At 63.6% G+C, this 12858-nt stretch carries 28 protein-coding genes and 1 tRNA gene; 3 read left to right on the plus strand and 26 right to left on the minus strand.

The window, feature by feature from the left end; translation table 11 throughout:
* Nucleotides 1-542: UPF0149 family protein (locus ACFPN9_RS08550; protein WP_377816386.1), on the plus strand; the 542-nt coding region annotated here is incomplete at its 5' end.
* Between the two features lie 93 nt (nucleotides 543-635).
* Here ACFPN9_RS08550 and ACFPN9_RS08555 read toward each other — a convergent pair.
* From ACFPN9_RS08555 to arfA, 9 genes are all read right to left on the minus strand, one after another.
* On the minus strand, nucleotides 636-1037 hold the full coding sequence (locus tag ACFPN9_RS08555) for a hypothetical protein (protein WP_377816388.1): 402 nt from the start codon (nucleotides 1035-1037) through the stop codon (nucleotides 636-638).
* A gap of 38 nt (nucleotides 1038-1075) precedes the next feature.
* Nucleotides 1076-1417 (minus strand): hypothetical protein, encoded by a 342-nt coding sequence (locus ACFPN9_RS08560; RefSeq protein ID WP_377816390.1) that lies wholly within the window; start codon nucleotides 1415-1417, stop codon nucleotides 1076-1078.
* Between the two features lie 464 nt (nucleotides 1418-1881).
* Nucleotides 1882-2004, minus strand: coding sequence for a hypothetical protein (locus ACFPN9_RS08565; RefSeq protein ID WP_377816392.1), 123 nt, complete (start codon nucleotides 2002-2004; stop codon nucleotides 1882-1884).
* 14 nt (nucleotides 2005-2018) lie between these two features.
* Nucleotides 2019-2630 (minus strand): hypothetical protein, encoded by a 612-nt coding sequence (locus ACFPN9_RS08570; protein ID WP_377816394.1) that lies wholly within the window; start codon nucleotides 2628-2630, stop codon nucleotides 2019-2021.
* A gap of 32 nt (nucleotides 2631-2662) precedes the next feature.
* Complete coding sequence (locus tag ACFPN9_RS08575) at nucleotides 2663-2974, minus strand: hypothetical protein (protein ID WP_068204597.1); 312 nt, start codon at nucleotides 2972-2974, stop codon at nucleotides 2663-2665.
* Between the two features lie 180 nt (nucleotides 2975-3154).
* Nucleotides 3155-3604 (minus strand): hypothetical protein, encoded by a 450-nt coding sequence (locus ACFPN9_RS08580; RefSeq protein WP_377816397.1) that lies wholly within the window; start codon nucleotides 3602-3604, stop codon nucleotides 3155-3157.
* A gap of 71 nt (nucleotides 3605-3675) precedes the next feature.
* Nucleotides 3676-4038, minus strand: coding sequence for a hypothetical protein (locus ACFPN9_RS08585; RefSeq protein ID WP_377816399.1), 363 nt, complete (start codon nucleotides 4036-4038; stop codon nucleotides 3676-3678).
* 13 nt (nucleotides 4039-4051) lie between these two features.
* Nucleotides 4052-4414 carry a hypothetical protein gene (locus ACFPN9_RS08590; RefSeq protein WP_068204605.1) on the minus strand — a complete coding sequence of 121 codons (363 nt, stop codon included), beginning with the start codon at nucleotides 4412-4414 and terminating at the stop codon, nucleotides 4052-4054.
* A 165-nt stretch (nucleotides 4415-4579) separates the two neighbouring features.
* Nucleotides 4580-4732, minus strand: a complete 153-nt coding sequence (gene arfA / locus ACFPN9_RS08595) for an alternative ribosome rescue factor ArfA (protein ID WP_156451650.1) — start codon at nucleotides 4730-4732, stop codon at nucleotides 4580-4582.
* A 152-nt stretch (nucleotides 4733-4884) separates the two neighbouring features.
* Here arfA and ACFPN9_RS08600 point away from each other — a divergent pair, with 152 nt between their 5' ends.
* Nucleotides 4885-5232, plus strand: coding sequence for a KTSC domain-containing protein (locus ACFPN9_RS08600; RefSeq protein ID WP_377816720.1), 348 nt, complete (start codon nucleotides 4885-4887; stop codon nucleotides 5230-5232).
* Between the two features lie 67 nt (nucleotides 5233-5299).
* On the opposite strand, the gene ACFPN9_RS08605 is transcribed toward ACFPN9_RS08600, so the two are convergent.
* The 17 genes from ACFPN9_RS08605 to ACFPN9_RS08685 all read right to left on the minus strand — a co-directional run bounded on the left by ACFPN9_RS08605 (nucleotide 5300) and on the right by ACFPN9_RS08685 (nucleotide 11481).
* A complete protein-coding gene (locus tag ACFPN9_RS08605) occupies nucleotides 5300-5509 on the minus strand; it encodes a hypothetical protein (protein ID WP_068204610.1) in 210 nt (69 codons plus the stop codon).
* On the minus strand, nucleotides 5506-5820 hold the full coding sequence (locus tag ACFPN9_RS08610) for a hypothetical protein (protein ID WP_377816403.1): 315 nt from the start codon (nucleotides 5818-5820) through the stop codon (nucleotides 5506-5508). Before ACFPN9_RS08610 ends, ACFPN9_RS08605 begins: the two co-directional genes overlap by 4 nt.
* 84 nt (nucleotides 5821-5904) lie before the next feature.
* On the minus strand, nucleotides 5905-6474 hold the full coding sequence (locus tag ACFPN9_RS08615; RefSeq protein WP_377816405.1) for a hypothetical protein: 570 nt from the start codon (nucleotides 6472-6474) through the stop codon (nucleotides 5905-5907).
* Nucleotides 6475-6483: 9 nt separating this feature from the next.
* Nucleotides 6484-6903 (minus strand): aminoacyl-tRNA hydrolase, encoded by a 420-nt coding sequence (locus tag ACFPN9_RS08620; RefSeq protein WP_377816723.1) that lies wholly within the window; start codon nucleotides 6901-6903, stop codon nucleotides 6484-6486.
* 50 nt (nucleotides 6904-6953) lie between these two features.
* Nucleotides 6954-7031: transfer RNA gene (locus ACFPN9_RS08625), tRNA-Ile, on the minus strand.
* Between the two features lie 57 nt (nucleotides 7032-7088).
* Entirely contained in the window at nucleotides 7089-7412 is a 324-nt protein-coding gene (locus ACFPN9_RS08630) for a hypothetical protein (RefSeq protein ID WP_377816407.1), read from the minus strand.
* Nucleotides 7413-7451: 39 nt separating this feature from the next.
* Complete coding sequence (locus tag ACFPN9_RS08635; RefSeq protein WP_156451651.1) at nucleotides 7452-7898, minus strand: hypothetical protein; 447 nt, start codon at nucleotides 7896-7898, stop codon at nucleotides 7452-7454.
* A 36-nt stretch (nucleotides 7899-7934) separates the two neighbouring features.
* A complete protein-coding gene (locus ACFPN9_RS08640; RefSeq protein ID WP_068204630.1) occupies nucleotides 7935-8264 on the minus strand; it encodes a hypothetical protein in 330 nt (109 codons plus the stop codon).
* Between the two features lie 61 nt (nucleotides 8265-8325).
* On the minus strand, nucleotides 8326-8685 hold the full coding sequence (locus ACFPN9_RS08645; RefSeq protein WP_068204632.1) for a hypothetical protein: 360 nt from the start codon (nucleotides 8683-8685) through the stop codon (nucleotides 8326-8328).
* Nucleotides 8686-8780: 95 nt separating this feature from the next.
* Nucleotides 8781-8951, minus strand: a complete 171-nt coding sequence (locus tag ACFPN9_RS08650; RefSeq protein WP_156451652.1) for a hypothetical protein — start codon at nucleotides 8949-8951, stop codon at nucleotides 8781-8783.
* Nucleotides 8952-8984: 33 nt separating this feature from the next.
* The gene (locus ACFPN9_RS08655; RefSeq protein WP_068204634.1) at nucleotides 8985-9419 is read right to left on the minus strand and encodes a hypothetical protein; all 435 of its coding nucleotides are present in this window, start codon (nucleotides 9417-9419) and stop codon (nucleotides 8985-8987) included.
* A gap of 72 nt (nucleotides 9420-9491) precedes the next feature.
* The gene (locus ACFPN9_RS08660; RefSeq protein WP_377816411.1) at nucleotides 9492-9947 is read right to left on the minus strand and encodes a hypothetical protein; all 456 of its coding nucleotides are present in this window, start codon (nucleotides 9945-9947) and stop codon (nucleotides 9492-9494) included.
* A 143-nt stretch (nucleotides 9948-10090) separates the two neighbouring features.
* Nucleotides 10091-10249: a hypothetical protein gene (locus ACFPN9_RS08665; RefSeq protein ID WP_377816413.1), complete on the minus strand. Its 159-nt coding sequence runs from the start codon at nucleotides 10247-10249 to the stop codon at nucleotides 10091-10093.
* A 1-nt stretch (nucleotide 10250) separates the two neighbouring features.
* Nucleotides 10251-10586 carry a hypothetical protein gene (locus ACFPN9_RS08670; RefSeq protein WP_377816416.1) on the minus strand — a complete coding sequence of 112 codons (336 nt, stop codon included), beginning with the start codon at nucleotides 10584-10586 and terminating at the stop codon, nucleotides 10251-10253.
* Nucleotides 10587-10683: 97 nt separating this feature from the next.
* Nucleotides 10684-10920 carry a hypothetical protein gene (locus ACFPN9_RS08675; protein WP_068204644.1) on the minus strand — a complete coding sequence of 79 codons (237 nt, stop codon included), beginning with the start codon at nucleotides 10918-10920 and terminating at the stop codon, nucleotides 10684-10686.
* The gene (locus ACFPN9_RS08680; protein WP_377816419.1) at nucleotides 10920-11198 is read right to left on the minus strand and encodes a hypothetical protein; all 279 of its coding nucleotides are present in this window, start codon (nucleotides 11196-11198) and stop codon (nucleotides 10920-10922) included. Before ACFPN9_RS08680 ends, ACFPN9_RS08675 begins: the two co-directional genes overlap by 1 nt.
* The gene (locus ACFPN9_RS08685; RefSeq protein WP_377816421.1) at nucleotides 11188-11481 is read right to left on the minus strand and encodes a hypothetical protein; all 294 of its coding nucleotides are present in this window, start codon (nucleotides 11479-11481) and stop codon (nucleotides 11188-11190) included. The genes ACFPN9_RS08680 and ACFPN9_RS08685 overlap by 11 nt, the downstream gene beginning before the upstream one ends.
* Before the next feature lie 211 nt (nucleotides 11482-11692).
* On the opposite strand from ACFPN9_RS08685, the gene ACFPN9_RS08690 reads away from it, so the two are divergent.
* Complete coding sequence (locus tag ACFPN9_RS08690) at nucleotides 11693-12817, plus strand: Fic family protein (RefSeq protein WP_377816423.1); 1125 nt, start codon at nucleotides 11693-11695, stop codon at nucleotides 12815-12817.
* Nucleotides 12818-12858 lie beyond the last annotated feature (41 nt).

Genomic DNA, 12858 nt, shown 5'->3' on the forward strand with positions numbered 1-12858 from the left:
GGGTCTGGAACAGCGCCGACGCAAAGGGCGAGCCGGTGTTCGAGAGCCTCGACCACGCCAACAAGGTGATGGGCCTGGTGATGGCGTACTACAACGACGTCGCGCGCACGCTCTTCGACCAACCCGAGCGCTATGGTCCGATCGTCAGCATCGACAGGCGCAATGGCGAGATCCTGTGGGAGATCTGGATCGAAGGCTTCGAAAAGGCCGTCAAGCTGAAGCCCGAAGCCTGGGTGCCCCTCGCCACAGCCGATATCGAGGCCGCCAGGGCCTGGACCGGCCTGATGATGCTCGCCGATGTCGCCCGCCGCGATCCCCGCTTCTCCGACGAGCAAATCGACGCCATCACCGCCACCGCTCACGACAAGATCGCCGACTGGGTGATCGAACTCAACGACTGGCGCCTCGCCAACGCCGCCCCGGCGCCGACCATGACCACCCGATCAAACCCCTTCGCCGCTCCGGCTCAGAAGGTCGGGCGAAACGACCCGTGCCCCTGCGGCTCCGGCAAGAAACACAAAAAATGCTGCGGTCTCAACTGAGAGCGCTAAAGCTCACAGGGCCGAGACCGGACGGTTACTCCTGAAGCGATGTTTTTGTGTAGCTCATCGAGCGCAGCTCCTTTGGCGATGGCGTTAGTGGGTGACGTCGTCGATCGAGATGATCGTGCCGATATCGAGCAGCACCGACATGTCGACGGCATCGTCCTTCTCGACGACGTCGATGCGGCCGTACCCGTTCATGATGAGCTCGGCCCTCAGGCGGCGGAACCAGGCGATGGGGTCGTCCGACATTTCCGCGGACTGGTGATCGCGGCGCATCTGGGACATGTCGATCCTGATCGCCTTCGTGCCCGACGATGTCACCTTCAGGGTGCGCCCTTTGGCGCCGACGGCGTACCGGTCGGCATAGTCGCGCTCCGTGAAGAGCCAGACGCCGAGTGCGCCGTTGGCGGAGCGGTCTGCCGCTGATCCGAGCATGTCTTCGGAGAAGGTGGCGAAGGCGGCTGCCGTGCCGTGATAGCCGACGTGTTCCATCCTGGACCTCGTGCTGATTGGGAGCGTGCTGCTGGCGATCAGGCGGCGAGGCTGAGGCTGGTCTGCGTTGCGGCCTTGGGCGCGGGGCGGCGGGCGAAGACGTGCACGACGGTGATGCCGAGGTCGCGCAGGTCCTGGATCAGCGAGAGGATGCCTTCGCGCTGCGCATCGCAGGTGGCGCGGTCATCGATGGTCATGCGGGCCCAGCCGGCCTTGGCCGTGGCGGCGACGTCGATGCAGCCGTGGCGCAGCTCGTTGAGGATGCGGCCGATCTCGCGGGCGACCGCGAAATGCAGGTTCATCGCGAGGACGGTCTCGCAGGCATCGGCGCGGTCGAGGGCGATGTTGCGGATGCTTGTGAGCGCAGCGATCGTCGTCATCGGCTTCGTCCTTTTTGGGGTTTCGGACCCATTCGGGTCTGCCCAAAAATTCCGAGATCGATGTTCGGCTGCGCAGGCAGCCTCGGTTCTTGAAGAGGCGGTGACCTGGGCGTATATTTTCGGAGTGGCCGACGGGCGTTGGAGCGCCCGCCGAGCTGTTTGACTACCCTATGAGAAAATTGACCCGGACGGAGGCTTGCCAGTCCGTCCGGGTTTTTCTCACCGTAACCGTGACGCTAAGCGGCCATAGCCACATATCATCACCTCCGGTTCGAGAGCGAGGCACTCGCTAGTGCGTGAGGCGGCCCATTCCTCCCCACCGCGCCGCTGGAGCCCGGCGCACACTGCTTCCGCTCTCGAATCTCTCAATTGTAGCCCGGTCTTTCCGAGCATTGGCGATCGCCTATGCCGGGCAATCAAGCGCCTGGCGCATCACGGGTGATAGCGCTGGCCCTGGCGGGCGCTTACGCGCCGTACGGCTTGCTCGGCCATTGGTGCTTCACGAAGCGGACGATCGCCCAGCAGAGCGTCCAGGAGAGCGGGCCGAGCGTGAAGAATGCGACGACGGCGGTGCCTTGCGGATCCATTGTGTGTTCCTTCCTCAAACGGCCGCCGGCGGGACCGGCATCCAATGCGTCGGCGCTTGCGTGAGGACGATGGTCTTGGCGGGATAGCCGACCTTCTTCTCCCAGCGCCTCTGGTCGACGTTCCAGTGGAATTCGATCAGGCGCTCGCCGTCACGCCAGAGGTCGACGGGGGTTCCGTCGAGCGGGGCGCTGGCGATATCGCGCCACGAGGGGAGCGACGCCGCCTGGATGGTTCTGGCTGCGTTCAGCGAGTCCTGCCAGGCGCTGGCACTGCCCGATGTGATGGCTGCGAAGATGATGCGGGCGATGGCGTCCGTGCGGGCGTCCACCTGCTCTGCGATGCCTGGAGAGGTGGGTCGCTCCTCGGCTTCTGCGGCCGGGTCTATCTTGATCCAGGCTCGGGTGGCTTCGTCCCAGCGATGGGACTTACTGTTGTCGACGTAGGAGTTCGTCGCAGCGTCGTATTCGAACTTCTCCTCTTCGCCTTCGACGAAGATATGGTCGGCCGTGAGCGCGGCGGGATTATAGCCGGCATTTTCCATCGCGTTCTCGATGGTTGTGCCGCGCAGAACCTGCGTCCAGTTTTGGAGCGGCCAGTACATGCGGAAGGATTTTGTTGCGGTCATTGGTGGCCCTTTTCGGTCACGAGGAGCTGGCGTCAGACGGTCAGGCGAACGAAGGTCTGAGCGGTGTCGCCCGCCATGACGATGTCGCCCTGCAGCTCGAGGAGGTCGCCGAGCAGGTCGCCGTTGATGCCGTTCACGGCGGTGAGACGCTCGGTGTCGATGGCGCGGACGCCGCTGGCTGCGACAGGCGTCCAGGTGCCGTCGGGCTCACCGGCGTCTTCGAGGCCGAACAGTTCGAGGATCGGGCCATAGTGGCTCTTGGTCGGATTGCCGACGGTCACGGAGCGGAAAGCGGGGCGGCCATTGCGGTTCGTGAAGGCGCCGATTTCGAGCGTGTAGCCCATGATGCTGTCCTCTCGCGTGCTGGCGAGCTTTGCTCGCTTGTCGGGGTTTTGATCCCGTCGGGGTCAAATCGGAATCGGCGGCGAATGCCTGATGTCCCCTGCCCTCCGGGATTGCCTGGGAGCGGCAAAAAGAAAGCGGCCGCAGGGTGTGCGGCCGCTCTCGTATGGGAGATGATCTCGTCAGCGGCAGGCGGAGACTTCGGCGCTGGGGAACGCCTTGCAGGCCCGGACGTAGTCGTCAACGAAGGCGATCAGGTTCTCGTATTTGCCCCAGCCGTTGGGAGCGTTGAAGGTCTTGAAGTGCTCGGGATCGGCGCGCAGCCGCTTCATGCCCTCTTCCAGCGGCTCGACCAGCTGCCGGGCCTCGGTGATGCCGATCTCCTCGGGGCGCCACAGGTGCTGATAGATGCCGGCGGCCGTGGCCATCTTGTTCAGGTTGTGGGTGATGTTGGCGGTGAAGACGTAGGGCGAGGGCTCGCTCTCGACCATGACCGGCTCACGGCCGGGAAAGCGGCGATCCCACTCTTCGCGCGAGATCTGCTCGGCGCTGCCATCTTCCTTGATGAAGATGCGCGGGCCGGTGCCGGCGTCGATCGGGTCCGGTGCCTTCAGATAAACGTCCAGGCTCATGCGGGCTCGCTCCTGTTCTTGGGATTTCGAAGCCACTCGGGCTTGTCTGGAATTCCTGCGGAAATTCGCTGTCAGGCTGCTTCGTGTTGCGACAGGCGATCCTCGATGGTGACGGTGACGCCGGCGGTGCGCAGCGCGTTCTCGACACGGGCGACCGCGCGCCGGATGGCGGGGATGTCTCGGCTCCAGAATTCGAACATGAGCCATTCGCTGCTCTGGCCCTGCAGGTACCAGTGCACGCTCTCAGCGCCGGGCGGGATCGGCTTGCCGGCGGGCGCTGCGCCGAGGTTCTCGAAGCAGGCTTCGCGGAACTGGTCGAGGAAGGCGACGCCTTCTTCGGTGTCCTCATGGACGTGGAGCTCGAATAGGATGCCCTTCATCGGATCGTCCTGATGGAGGCGCAGCGAATAGGCGGTGTCTGCGAGGGTGCGCATGCTGTCGCTTCCCTCAGGCGCTGACGGCCGACAGGCGATGTTCGCGCGGCTTGGCGGGCTCGATGAGGACGACCTTCACGAGGGCATAAGCCTGGTAGGGACCATCCTGATAGAAGGTCAGCGAACGGGCGTGGAGATCTTCCAGAGCCGTGCCCTTGGGCGCTGCCCAGACCGACCAGCCGCCATTGTCGGCGTTCGAGCCCATATGATCGCCGCCGGTGGTGGGGCCGGCCCGCAGGACGATGAAATGTTCGAGGGCGTCGACATAGCGCCGCTGCACCTGGCCCTTGTTGGGCTGCAGCTCGAGGATGGTGCGATCGGCGAAGCGGAAGGTGTCACCAGCCTGCAGGCGATTGAAGCGGCGTGCGTCGGTCATGGGCCCGGTCCTTCTCTTGGGATTTCGAAGCCATTTGGCTTTGCCCAAATGCATGGTGTCATCGGATGATGATGTGATGCTTCGGCCCGGTCGGGGTTTGCCGCTCTCGGCAACAAAAAAAGGCGGCCGCGCTTGGCGGCCGCCTGGATGGCGTCTGGCTGGATCTCAGTAATCGCCGCGGCGCATGCCCTTGCGGCTGTACGAGCCCTTGCCCTTGCGCGCCTGGACGATCTTGGTGCGGGTGTCGACCGCAACCGCGCAACCGGCGTTGCCGGCGCGAAGCGAGAGAGCGGCTGCCTGTTCGTTGCGCTTGGTCATCGTCGTCATCCTTCCTGGGATTTTGAAGCCATTTGGGTCTGCCCAAATCCATGGTCGGATCGAATGATCTGATGGGGCTTCTTGTTCCGGCGGGAATTGCCGGGATCTGCAGGGCGGCGTAATTCTGGCTCGTGTTGATTTTGAGGGTGGCGATGAAGCGATCAATTTTGGCAGCGGCAATTCTCGCCGCGATGGCAATTTCGGCGAAGGCCGAAACGGTCGACGTCAAATACCAGGGGCCGGTGGATTTGGGCCGCTTCGAGTGCAACTCGATTTCGCGCAGCAGCTTCATCATGCGCGTCTGCTATGCGGCGGCGCAGCGCTACATGGTCATCAATCTCGATGGCACCTATTACCACCACTGCGCGATCGATGCCGGGACGGTCCGCGGTCTGATGAGTGCGGATTCGATGGGGCGTTATTATAACGCGAATATCCGCAGCCGCGGCTCGGCGCGCGGGCCCTTCGATTGCCGGGACCATCCGGTCCCGCGCATGTGATCACGATCGGGGTTTCAGCCGATCGGCAAAAAGAAAAGCGGCCGCGGTGTGCGGTCGCTTTTTGGTTTCAGGCCGACGGCCTGTGAATGCGAGACGGCTCGGTCCCCAGATAGGCGCGAACGCGCTTCAGGGCGGGGTCACCGTTCTCCATGACGTCGACGGGATCGCAGGTGCCGCCGGCGGCGATGATCCGGTCCCGGCCCACCTCGAGGAGCCGCACATAGGCGTCGTAGAGGCGCTTGAGCTCGTCGCGCGAGGCGCTGTCGCCGGTGCTCATTCGTTTTCGGCGTCGTCGTCGACGTCGTCCTCGTCCTCATTCTCGGCGTCGTCGTCGACCTCGGTCTCATCTTCATCCTCGGGCGGTTCCGAGGTGAGCTGGTCGAAGGTCCACTCGCCGCCGGCGTCGTCGAGGAAGACGAGCTTGCCGTCACGCTCGACGGTCCGGCTTTCGTCGTAGAACACCTCGGTACCACCGGAATGCTCGGGGATGCCCTCGGCGGAGATCCCGGAGATGTGCGAACGGCCCTTGATGGTTTCGAGGGTGCCGGTGATCGGCTCTCCGTTGGGCGAATACCAGGTCTGGCTCATGGGTTCTCCGGGTGGTCTCACGCCGCGGTGATAGCGCGCGCAGGGTTCGAGGAAAGGCAGGGCGTTTCCGCCCTGCCCTGTTCGTCAGAGGTGGCGCAGGATCGCGCGGCCGCGCTTGTCGACGTGCTTCCACTTGATCTTGAAGCCGGTCGCGTCGATGCCGCCGAACATGGTGGCGTTGGCGTGGATCTCGGCGAGTGCGGTCAGCAGCAGCGCGCAGGCCTGCGGGCGCTGGGCGAAGGCTGCAACGCCTTCATCCTTCAGCAGGTGGGCATCCATGTCCATGCCGATGAGATCGCCGATGCGCTCGTCGCCGCCCAGGCTGAGCCAGATGTCGCGGGAGACCCGCGCATGGTCGGGGAAGTGCTGCTTCCCGTTCTCGTCGACCGTCCGACAGTGCGGTTTTCCGCAGTCATGGAACAGGTGATAGGTCTCCATGACCTCGTCGCAGGGCAGGCCCTGCAGGAGCCGGGGATCGTTGATCCAGTCAGGCAGGCGCCACTCGAGCTGGAGGGCGTGGCCGTGCCGGATGTGGCCGATCAGGTCACGGTAGTAGTCGCGAACCATGATGCCGTGATCGAGGACGGAGAGTCCGGGCATCTGTTCGCAGGCCTTCATCGCGTCGATGAGGCAAACGGATTGAATGTTGGTCATGGCTTTTCCTCAAACGACCTGGAAGCGCTTCGTGATGTGTCGGCATTCGTCCTTGGTGCAGGGCCCGATGCCCAATACGGTGACGACTGGCGACCCGTCGAAGTGCGGGAGCAGGATGTGATCTCGATCGGTGATCAGTGCGTGCGGAATTCCGGCGTCTTCGCACTCGCGTTGAGCGCGCAGGAGGGCAGCCAGATTTTTCGCTTTGATCGTGACCTTCGATCCGCCGGCGCCGTCGCGCCGATAGCGCAGGGCAAGGTCGGGATCGTGGTCGTAAGCCTGCCAGAGCGTGTCTGTGTAGGCGTGCCCGGCTTGGGAGGATAATTTCCCGGAGGGCATTTCGAGATCGGCTCGGATGAGGGCGTAGAGGTAAAGCTTGTTCGTATCGTCTGCCTTTTCGGCAGTGCGGACGTCCCGCGGTAGGTCAATGCGAAATCAGGGTCATCATGGTCTCCGTTGGCTTCCGGGATCGGAAGGGTTGGCGAGTGGTGGGAGGATCGAACTCCCGACCTGCGAGCTCATTACACTCGACGCTCTACCGTCTGAGCTAACCACTCGTATTTCTGCAATTATGGAATTTTATCGGGATTTTCAAGTTCCGATCATCCGCCGATTTAATCGATGGATTTCACCGGCATTGTCATCCTCGCCGAACGCGGAGGCTTTGCCTCTCCGTGCCAGGTGATTTTCACGTGCTCGAAATGGGTGATGCCAGCGCTGGCGACGAAGGGCTCCGTCCAGGGCTGTGCGAGCGTCTGCCCGAAGTTTGCGAGGTCGAAGTGGCGTTTCGATCCGTCGACGAATTCGCACAGGATTCCCTGCTCGAACGAGATGAGGCCGGAATAATAGCCGACCCGAAGGAGCGCGATTTCGACCTGGCCATTGCCATTGTCGAGGGTTGCCCAATAGAGCCCGGGCCGCTTCGGCGTCTTCGACATGGTCGGTGGTCTCCGGTTTCGATCGTGGGGCGGCAGCAGTCAGGCGGCGATCGTGACGCCGTCGATCTTCTGGGCGCGGAAGGTCCAGAACTTCTTGCCGGCGTCGTTCTGGTACGACTTCCAGTAGCCGTGCAGCGTGCGTTCGCCGCGGTTGTCGTAGAGCTCCTCGAAGATGGGATCCGAGGCTTCGCGATCGTAGCAGTCGCCGAAATAGAGCGTGGCGCGCGCGGTGCGGCCGTCCGGCTGCGTCCCCCAGAGGTGAATTTCGCGCCCGCCGTTCATGGCGTGGCGGCTTTCCACCTCTGTGATGGTGAGGGCGAGGGTCTTGGTGGAGAACTCCTCGCGCTTCTTCGCGTCGTCCATGCGAGCCTGAGCGCGCTGCGCCTGGTAATTCGCCTCGATCTCCTCAGCGGAGCGGGGGCGGGAGAGCGTGGTGAAGTCGAGCTTGAAGGCCATCGGGCGTCCTTCCTGGGATTTCGCGGTCATCTGGATTTGCCCAGATGTCCCATCACCGCGTTCTCATCACACGAGATCGACAATGGCGAACGCGTTGTCTCGATCTTCGAGCGAGAGCCAATAGTCGCGCATCTTCTGAAGCGGCAGGCGCACGCCGACATTGCTGAGCATGTCGAGGCAGGTGCTGTCGTATCCGAGCCTCTGGGTGAGCAGCAGCCCGTCAAGCTCCAGGCCGCTATGCACGCCTTCGTCTTTGATCTCGTCGAGAGCCGGCTGTCGGAGGATCTGCTGGATGGTGTCCAGGTCCTGTTGGCTGCTGGCCCCGAGGATGAACGAACGCGAACGACGGCGGCCGCGCTTGCCATGGATGATGGTGATCTGCGTCGCAGAGCTCATGGCGACTTCCTTTCGGGTTTTCGTATCGATGATTTCGCATCAAGCCGTCAGGAGCCGGCGGTCAGTTATCCCACTCGTCGGAGTTGGCAGGCCACGTGTCGACGAGTTCCGCGGTGGAGAGATTATCCGTCGGGGCGTCGCTGGTGAGCTCCACGCCTTCGATCGTGTGCCAGGGATGATCGAGCTCTTCGTCAGAGTCGGCGGCGGCAGGGTTCAAAGCCCGCAGGCCGACCTGGCCGGGCAGGAAGAACACCTCCCCGTCCATAGCGCCGACCATCTGGTCGAGATCGGTCTGGGTGAGCGCTCCCGCGAGCACAACGTCTGCGGTCTTCTTATAATTGGCGCCATCCCGGTACATCACCGAGATCTTGGTGTTCGGGCCCTCACCCGAGACGGTGAGCTTTTCGGTCTCGTTCGACATGATTGGTCCTTGCCTGGATTGCGGCATCCGGATTCCTGATCTGGTGCTCGCGACAGTGAACGGATGGATGTTCTGTGGCGCTTGGCCGGGACGCCTCAGCGGCGGTGTTCCCAGTCCTTGATCCGCCGGCCGCCGGGCGAATAGGCGGCGCCGGGCGCGTGGGGCGGCTTGTAGCGGGCCTTGGCGTCCGTCGACCGGGCGATGAGGCTGACGCTCTCGATCGCGCTCGTGCGCTCTGCCCAGAGGATGATCCGGGTCGTACGCATTTCCGGGCCCCAGCCATACAACGGGGTCATCGGTTACGCCGCCTTCTTGTCGCTGCCGGCGATGAAGCGCTTCGCCATGGCCTGGCGAATGTCGGCGATCCGGGCGTCGGGATAAGCCTCATGCGCGACGGTGATCGCCGCGGCGATGTCGGCCGAGCTGTCGCAAGGGTCGCACAGGCGCGTGGCGACCATCGCGGCGTTGGCAGCAAGCGAGCGATAGCCGCGCTCGCAGATCGGCTGAGACAGGCACTGCCGCGCATAGACCTGGGCGGCCTCGAGCGAAGCGTGATCCTCGATGTCCGGGCGACGCATGCTGCCGTCGTTGAACATGACCTTCCAGGCGGGCTGGCCGCGGCTGAAGCTGCCATAGACCATCATCACCTCGGGACGGCCCGGCAGCGAGCCGAAATACGCCTCCTGCGAATGGCCGACGCTCGTCTTGCCCGACCACGTGAGCGAGTTCGTCATGGGCAATTCCTTTCCGGGATTTCGGAGCCATCTGGGCTCAGCCAGATGCGAATGGCGAAATGGATCGAGCTGTCAGTGCGCCGTGCTGGCAGCTCCTATGACGGCCCTCCAGTCGACGACGCCGTGGGTGAGGAAGGTGTCGATCGCGCGGGCCACCACGGACGGCGTAATCGCGGACCAGGGGACGTCGGGATGAAGCAGGCTGTGAAGGCTGCCCTCGGCCTCGGAGACGAATTCAGCGATCGCGCGCTCGTCGGCCTCGGCGACGCGCGTGGCGTAAGGCTCCTCGACGTCGACGAGTCCAAGGTCGAAGGCCTTGATCCAGCCGCCGATGCACATCAGCGCGCCGCTTCTGGCCTCATCGAGGTCGAGCCGAAAGCAGGCGTGGCCCATGTAGAAGACGCTGCCCGCCGGCAACTCGACATTTGACGGGCTGTGCTCGATCGCGCCGCGGGCGAAGAGGTCCCTGACCTGCAGCATGTTCGCATGTTCGCGCTCGGTCAGGCCGAGCTCGTCGAAGGTCATCATGGCAGCGCCTCTCTGGGATTTCGAAGCAATCTGGGGGCACCTCAGATTTGTCTTCGCATCACGCGAGCCCGGCTCGCGCCCGCGGCTTTCGGCCCGCAGGCAAAAGAAAAGCGGCCGCGCGAGACGGCCGCCTTCAGGTATTTTCAGGGTCGCACCATCAGCGCGTAGTAGGCGTCCTGGACAAAGGTGTGTTCGTCGTATCGCCCCGCCAGGATCAGCTCTCTGGCGCGCGTGCAGATCGGGCCCGTCCAGGTGATCTTCTTGGCGGCCCACTCGCGGTGGCGCTGCTCGATCTGTATCATATCAGCCCCAGACCTCGGCGACGGGCAGGAAGCTGCGCTCGTAGGAGAATTCCAGGCCAGCGGTGCGGATCGCCTGCATGACGGCTTCGCCGTTCTCCTCGTCGACGATCAGCAGGCACTCGCGTAGATCGAGGTGGGCCGGGACGTTCTTCAGCGTCAGGAACGCCATCGAGGCGTCGTCGCTGCTGTCGAAGGTGAAGGACCGGAACTGGGTGAATTCGGTGAAGGCCGGCTCCGCGGCCGCCGCCGGCGCAGCAACGCTCAGCGGCAGGACGTTGATGATGCGGGCACCCTGGTAGCGGTCGGCGGAGCGGGCGAGCGTGAGCGCGAGCGACATCGGACTTTTCCTTTTATCGGGATTTTTTCGAAATTCGATTTCGCAGAAATGGTCCGATTTAATTTCGATCATCGCGCGCTGTGAATTTGCGCTGCGCCTATTTCTCCTCGCTCTTGGAATTGCGCGGCGACCCGTAGGTGAGCGTCCAGGCGCGTTCCTCGTCGTCGGGATGGATGAAGATCTCGCCGCCGCTTTTTCGGCATCGTAGACCGGCAGCGCGGAGCGCGTCGATATTGCCGGCCGACCACCATTCCCACCGGACGCCTTTGATCGTCCGGTACATATTGGCCCCGTCCTTCACCCCGTACGCGTTGCGGGTCCAGCCCTCGCCCATCACCGGGCTCCGGTAGGGAGGGCCGGGCGATACCGGGTCAGAGCGTTCTCCAGGTACGCCTTGCCGGCGCGCGTCCGCTCGAAGGTGATCGCGTAGCCACGTCCAAGGCCGGCCGCGGTGCAGTCGATGACCTTGCGCCTGATAAGGCCTTCCATCTCGAGCAGCAGCATTTCCAGCGTGATGGGCGGGTGCTTCTCGACGCCAGCCATGCGCGGGAACGCGAAATAGAGCAGCCATGCGATCCGGCTGTCGCGCGCGCGGTTCGGGTCAGCCGACATGGTCGATCTCCTCATCCGGGGTGAGATTGATGCCGCAGGCTTTGACGCTGTCCCAGAGAAGCAGCGTCGAGCGAGGCTGGCCGTTCCGGTCGCGCCCCTGCGTGTGGTCGCCGGCCTTGAGCAGGCGGCAGTAGCCGTTCCTCTGCTCGGGCCAGTCGCCGCGCCGCTTGAAATAGGGGCAGGGCTTCACCTTCAGGATCGGCATGCCGTCGGGCTTGCTGTCGGCGCCGACGGGGGCGTAGCAGTACTCCCCGTGAGGCACGGCCGTGGCGGCTTCTGCCATGCGCTGGTCGTGCCGAGCTTGCCGCGATCGGGTGATGGCTTCGCATGCGGACATAAGCGGCTCCAATTGCTGGGATTTCGGGCCAAGATCGGTTTGGTCCGGACTGGGCTTGCGGAGAAAACAACGATTTGCGCCGCAGATTTTGCGGCGAATACGGTTGCGCTTGCGGTGAAAGACCGCCATATTCACCGCAGAATTTGCGGAGAAAGTTGTGGCTTACATCCATCAGGATCCGGATTGGCCGGTGTTCAAATGGGACAGCACCCAGGTGCTGAGCCTGTTGGCGAACGCACGCCATCGGCAGGGCCGACTGTTCGGTCGGATGGAAGCGCTTGGCTTCGATCTACGCGAGGAAGCGGTTCTACGCACTCTGACTGAGGACGTGACGAAGTCGAGCGAGATCGAGGGCGAGGTCCTGGACAAGGAACAGGTGCGCTCCTCGATTGCCCGGCGCCTGGGCATGGATGTCGGAGGCGCGCCGAAGGCGGATCGCAATGTCGAGGGCGTCGTCGAGATGATGCTCGACGCGACCCAGCGCTACGACCAGCCATTGAGTGATCGGCGGCTTTTCGGATGGCACGCGTCGCTGTTTCCGACGGGCTTCAGCGGCATGCACAAGATCGTCGTTGGGGCGTGGCGCGGCGAGCAGTCGGGACCGATGCAGGTCGTCTCTGGCCGCATCGGGCGCGAGCGCGTGCATTTCGAGGCTCCGACCTGGGATAGGCTCGATGCTGAGATGAAGGCCTTCTTGGCCTGGTTCGAAAAGGATGACGGCGTCGATCCGGTACTCCGGGCGGCGATCGCGCATCTGTGGTTCGTCACGATCCATCCATTGGAGGATGGCAACGGGCGCATCGCTCGCGCCATCGCCGATATGGCCCTTGCCCGGTCGGAGAAGAGCCCGCAGCGCTTCTACAGCATGTCGGCTCAGATCCGGGTCGAGCGAAACGCCTATTACGAGATCCTCGAGCGGACGCAAAAGGACACCGTCGACATCACCGAGTGGCTCGTCTGGTTCTTGAAATGCCTCGACCGGGCCTTCGACGGGGCAGACACCATCTTGTCGAATGTCCTGATCAAGGCGAGCGTCTGGGAGAGGCTCAACGGTCAGGCGGTGAATGAGCGCCAGCAGAAAGTGCTCAACCTTTTGCTGGATGGCGGCTTCGAAGGAAACCTCACGGCCAAGAAGTGGGGGCTGCTGACGAAGAGCTCGCAGGATACCGGACTGCGCGACATCAACGACCTGATCGCCCGCGGCGTCCTCAAAAAGGACGACGGGATCGGCAGGAGCACCACCTATTCGCTGGTGTTGAACGGGGCCGCTAAGGCCCCATGAGAAAGGCCCGTCGCGGTGAGCGACGGGCCTGTTTCGATTTC

This window comes from Allobosea massiliensis (assembly GCF_042655245.1).
Classification (GTDB): Bacteria; Pseudomonadota; Alphaproteobacteria; order Rhizobiales; family Beijerinckiaceae; genus Allobosea; species Allobosea massiliensis.

Bases quoted from the DNA above. Each gene is read 5' to 3' on its own strand.
- ACFPN9_RS08555 (WP_377816388.1), bottom strand. From the start codon at position 1,037: ATGGAACACGTCGGCTATCACGGCACGGCAGCCGCCTTCGCCACCTTC.
- ACFPN9_RS08560 (WP_377816390.1), bottom strand. From the start codon at position 1,417: ATGACGACGATCGCTGCGCTCACAAGCATCCGCAACATCGCCCTCGAC.
- ACFPN9_RS08565 (WP_377816392.1), bottom strand. From the start codon at position 2,004: ATGGATCCGCAAGGCACCGCCGTCGTCGCATTCTTCACGCTCGGCCCG.
- ACFPN9_RS08570 (WP_377816394.1), bottom strand. From the start codon at position 2,630: ATGACCGCAACAAAATCCTTCCGCATGTACTGGCCGCTCCAAAACTGG.
- ACFPN9_RS08575 (WP_068204597.1), bottom strand. From the start codon at position 2,974: ATGGGCTACACGCTCGAAATCGGCGCCTTCACGAACCGCAATGGCCGC.
- ACFPN9_RS08580 (WP_377816397.1), bottom strand. From the start codon at position 3,604: ATGAGCCTGGACGTTTATCTGAAGGCACCGGACCCGATCGACGCCGGC.
- ACFPN9_RS08585 (WP_377816399.1), bottom strand. From the start codon at position 4,038: ATGCGCACCCTCGCAGACACCGCCTATTCGCTGCGCCTCCATCAGGAC.
- ACFPN9_RS08590 (WP_068204605.1), bottom strand. From the start codon at position 4,414: ATGACCGACGCACGCCGCTTCAATCGCCTGCAGGCTGGTGACACCTTC.
- arfA (WP_156451650.1), bottom strand. From the start codon at position 4,732: ATGACCAAGCGCAACGAACAGGCAGCCGCTCTCTCGCTTCGCGCCGGC.
- ACFPN9_RS08600 (WP_377816720.1), top strand. From the start codon at position 4,885: ATGAAGCGATCAATTTTGGCAGCGGCAATTCTCGCCGCGATGGCAATT.
- ACFPN9_RS08605 (WP_068204610.1), bottom strand. From the start codon at position 5,509: ATGAGCACCGGCGACAGCGCCTCGCGCGACGAGCTCAAGCGCCTCTAC.
- ACFPN9_RS08610 (WP_377816403.1), bottom strand. From the start codon at position 5,820: ATGAGCCAGACCTGGTATTCGCCCAACGGAGAGCCGATCACCGGCACC.
- ACFPN9_RS08615 (WP_377816405.1), bottom strand. From the start codon at position 6,474: ATGACCAACATTCAATCCGTTTGCCTCATCGACGCGATGAAGGCCTGC.
- ACFPN9_RS08630 (WP_377816407.1), bottom strand. From the start codon at position 7,412: ATGTCGAAGACGCCGAAGCGGCCCGGGCTCTATTGGGCAACCCTCGAC.
- ACFPN9_RS08635 (WP_156451651.1), bottom strand. From the start codon at position 7,898: ATGACCGCGAAATCCCAGGAAGGACGCCCGATGGCCTTCAAGCTCGAC.
- ACFPN9_RS08640 (WP_068204630.1), bottom strand. From the start codon at position 8,264: ATGAGCTCTGCGACGCAGATCACCATCATCCATGGCAAGCGCGGCCGC.
- ACFPN9_RS08645 (WP_068204632.1), bottom strand. From the start codon at position 8,685: ATGTCGAACGAGACCGAAAAGCTCACCGTCTCGGGTGAGGGCCCGAAC.
- ACFPN9_RS08650 (WP_156451652.1), bottom strand. From the start codon at position 8,951: ATGCGTACGACCCGGATCATCCTCTGGGCAGAGCGCACGAGCGCGATC.
- ACFPN9_RS08655 (WP_068204634.1), bottom strand. From the start codon at position 9,419: ATGACGAACTCGCTCACGTGGTCGGGCAAGACGAGCGTCGGCCATTCG.
- ACFPN9_RS08660 (WP_377816411.1), bottom strand. From the start codon at position 9,947: ATGATGACCTTCGACGAGCTCGGCCTGACCGAGCGCGAACATGCGAAC.
- ACFPN9_RS08665 (WP_377816413.1), bottom strand. From the start codon at position 10,249: ATGATACAGATCGAGCAGCGCCACCGCGAGTGGGCCGCCAAGAAGATC.
- ACFPN9_RS08670 (WP_377816416.1), bottom strand. From the start codon at position 10,586: ATGTCGCTCGCGCTCACGCTCGCCCGCTCCGCCGACCGCTACCAGGGT.
- ACFPN9_RS08675 (WP_068204644.1), bottom strand. From the start codon at position 10,920: ATGGGCGAGGGCTGGACCCGCAACGCGTACGGGGTGAAGGACGGGGCC.
- ACFPN9_RS08680 (WP_377816419.1), bottom strand. From the start codon at position 11,198: ATGTCGGCTGACCCGAACCGCGCGCGCGACAGCCGGATCGCATGGCTG.
- ACFPN9_RS08685 (WP_377816421.1), bottom strand. From the start codon at position 11,481: ATGGCAGAAGCCGCCACGGCCGTGCCTCACGGGGAGTACTGCTACGCC.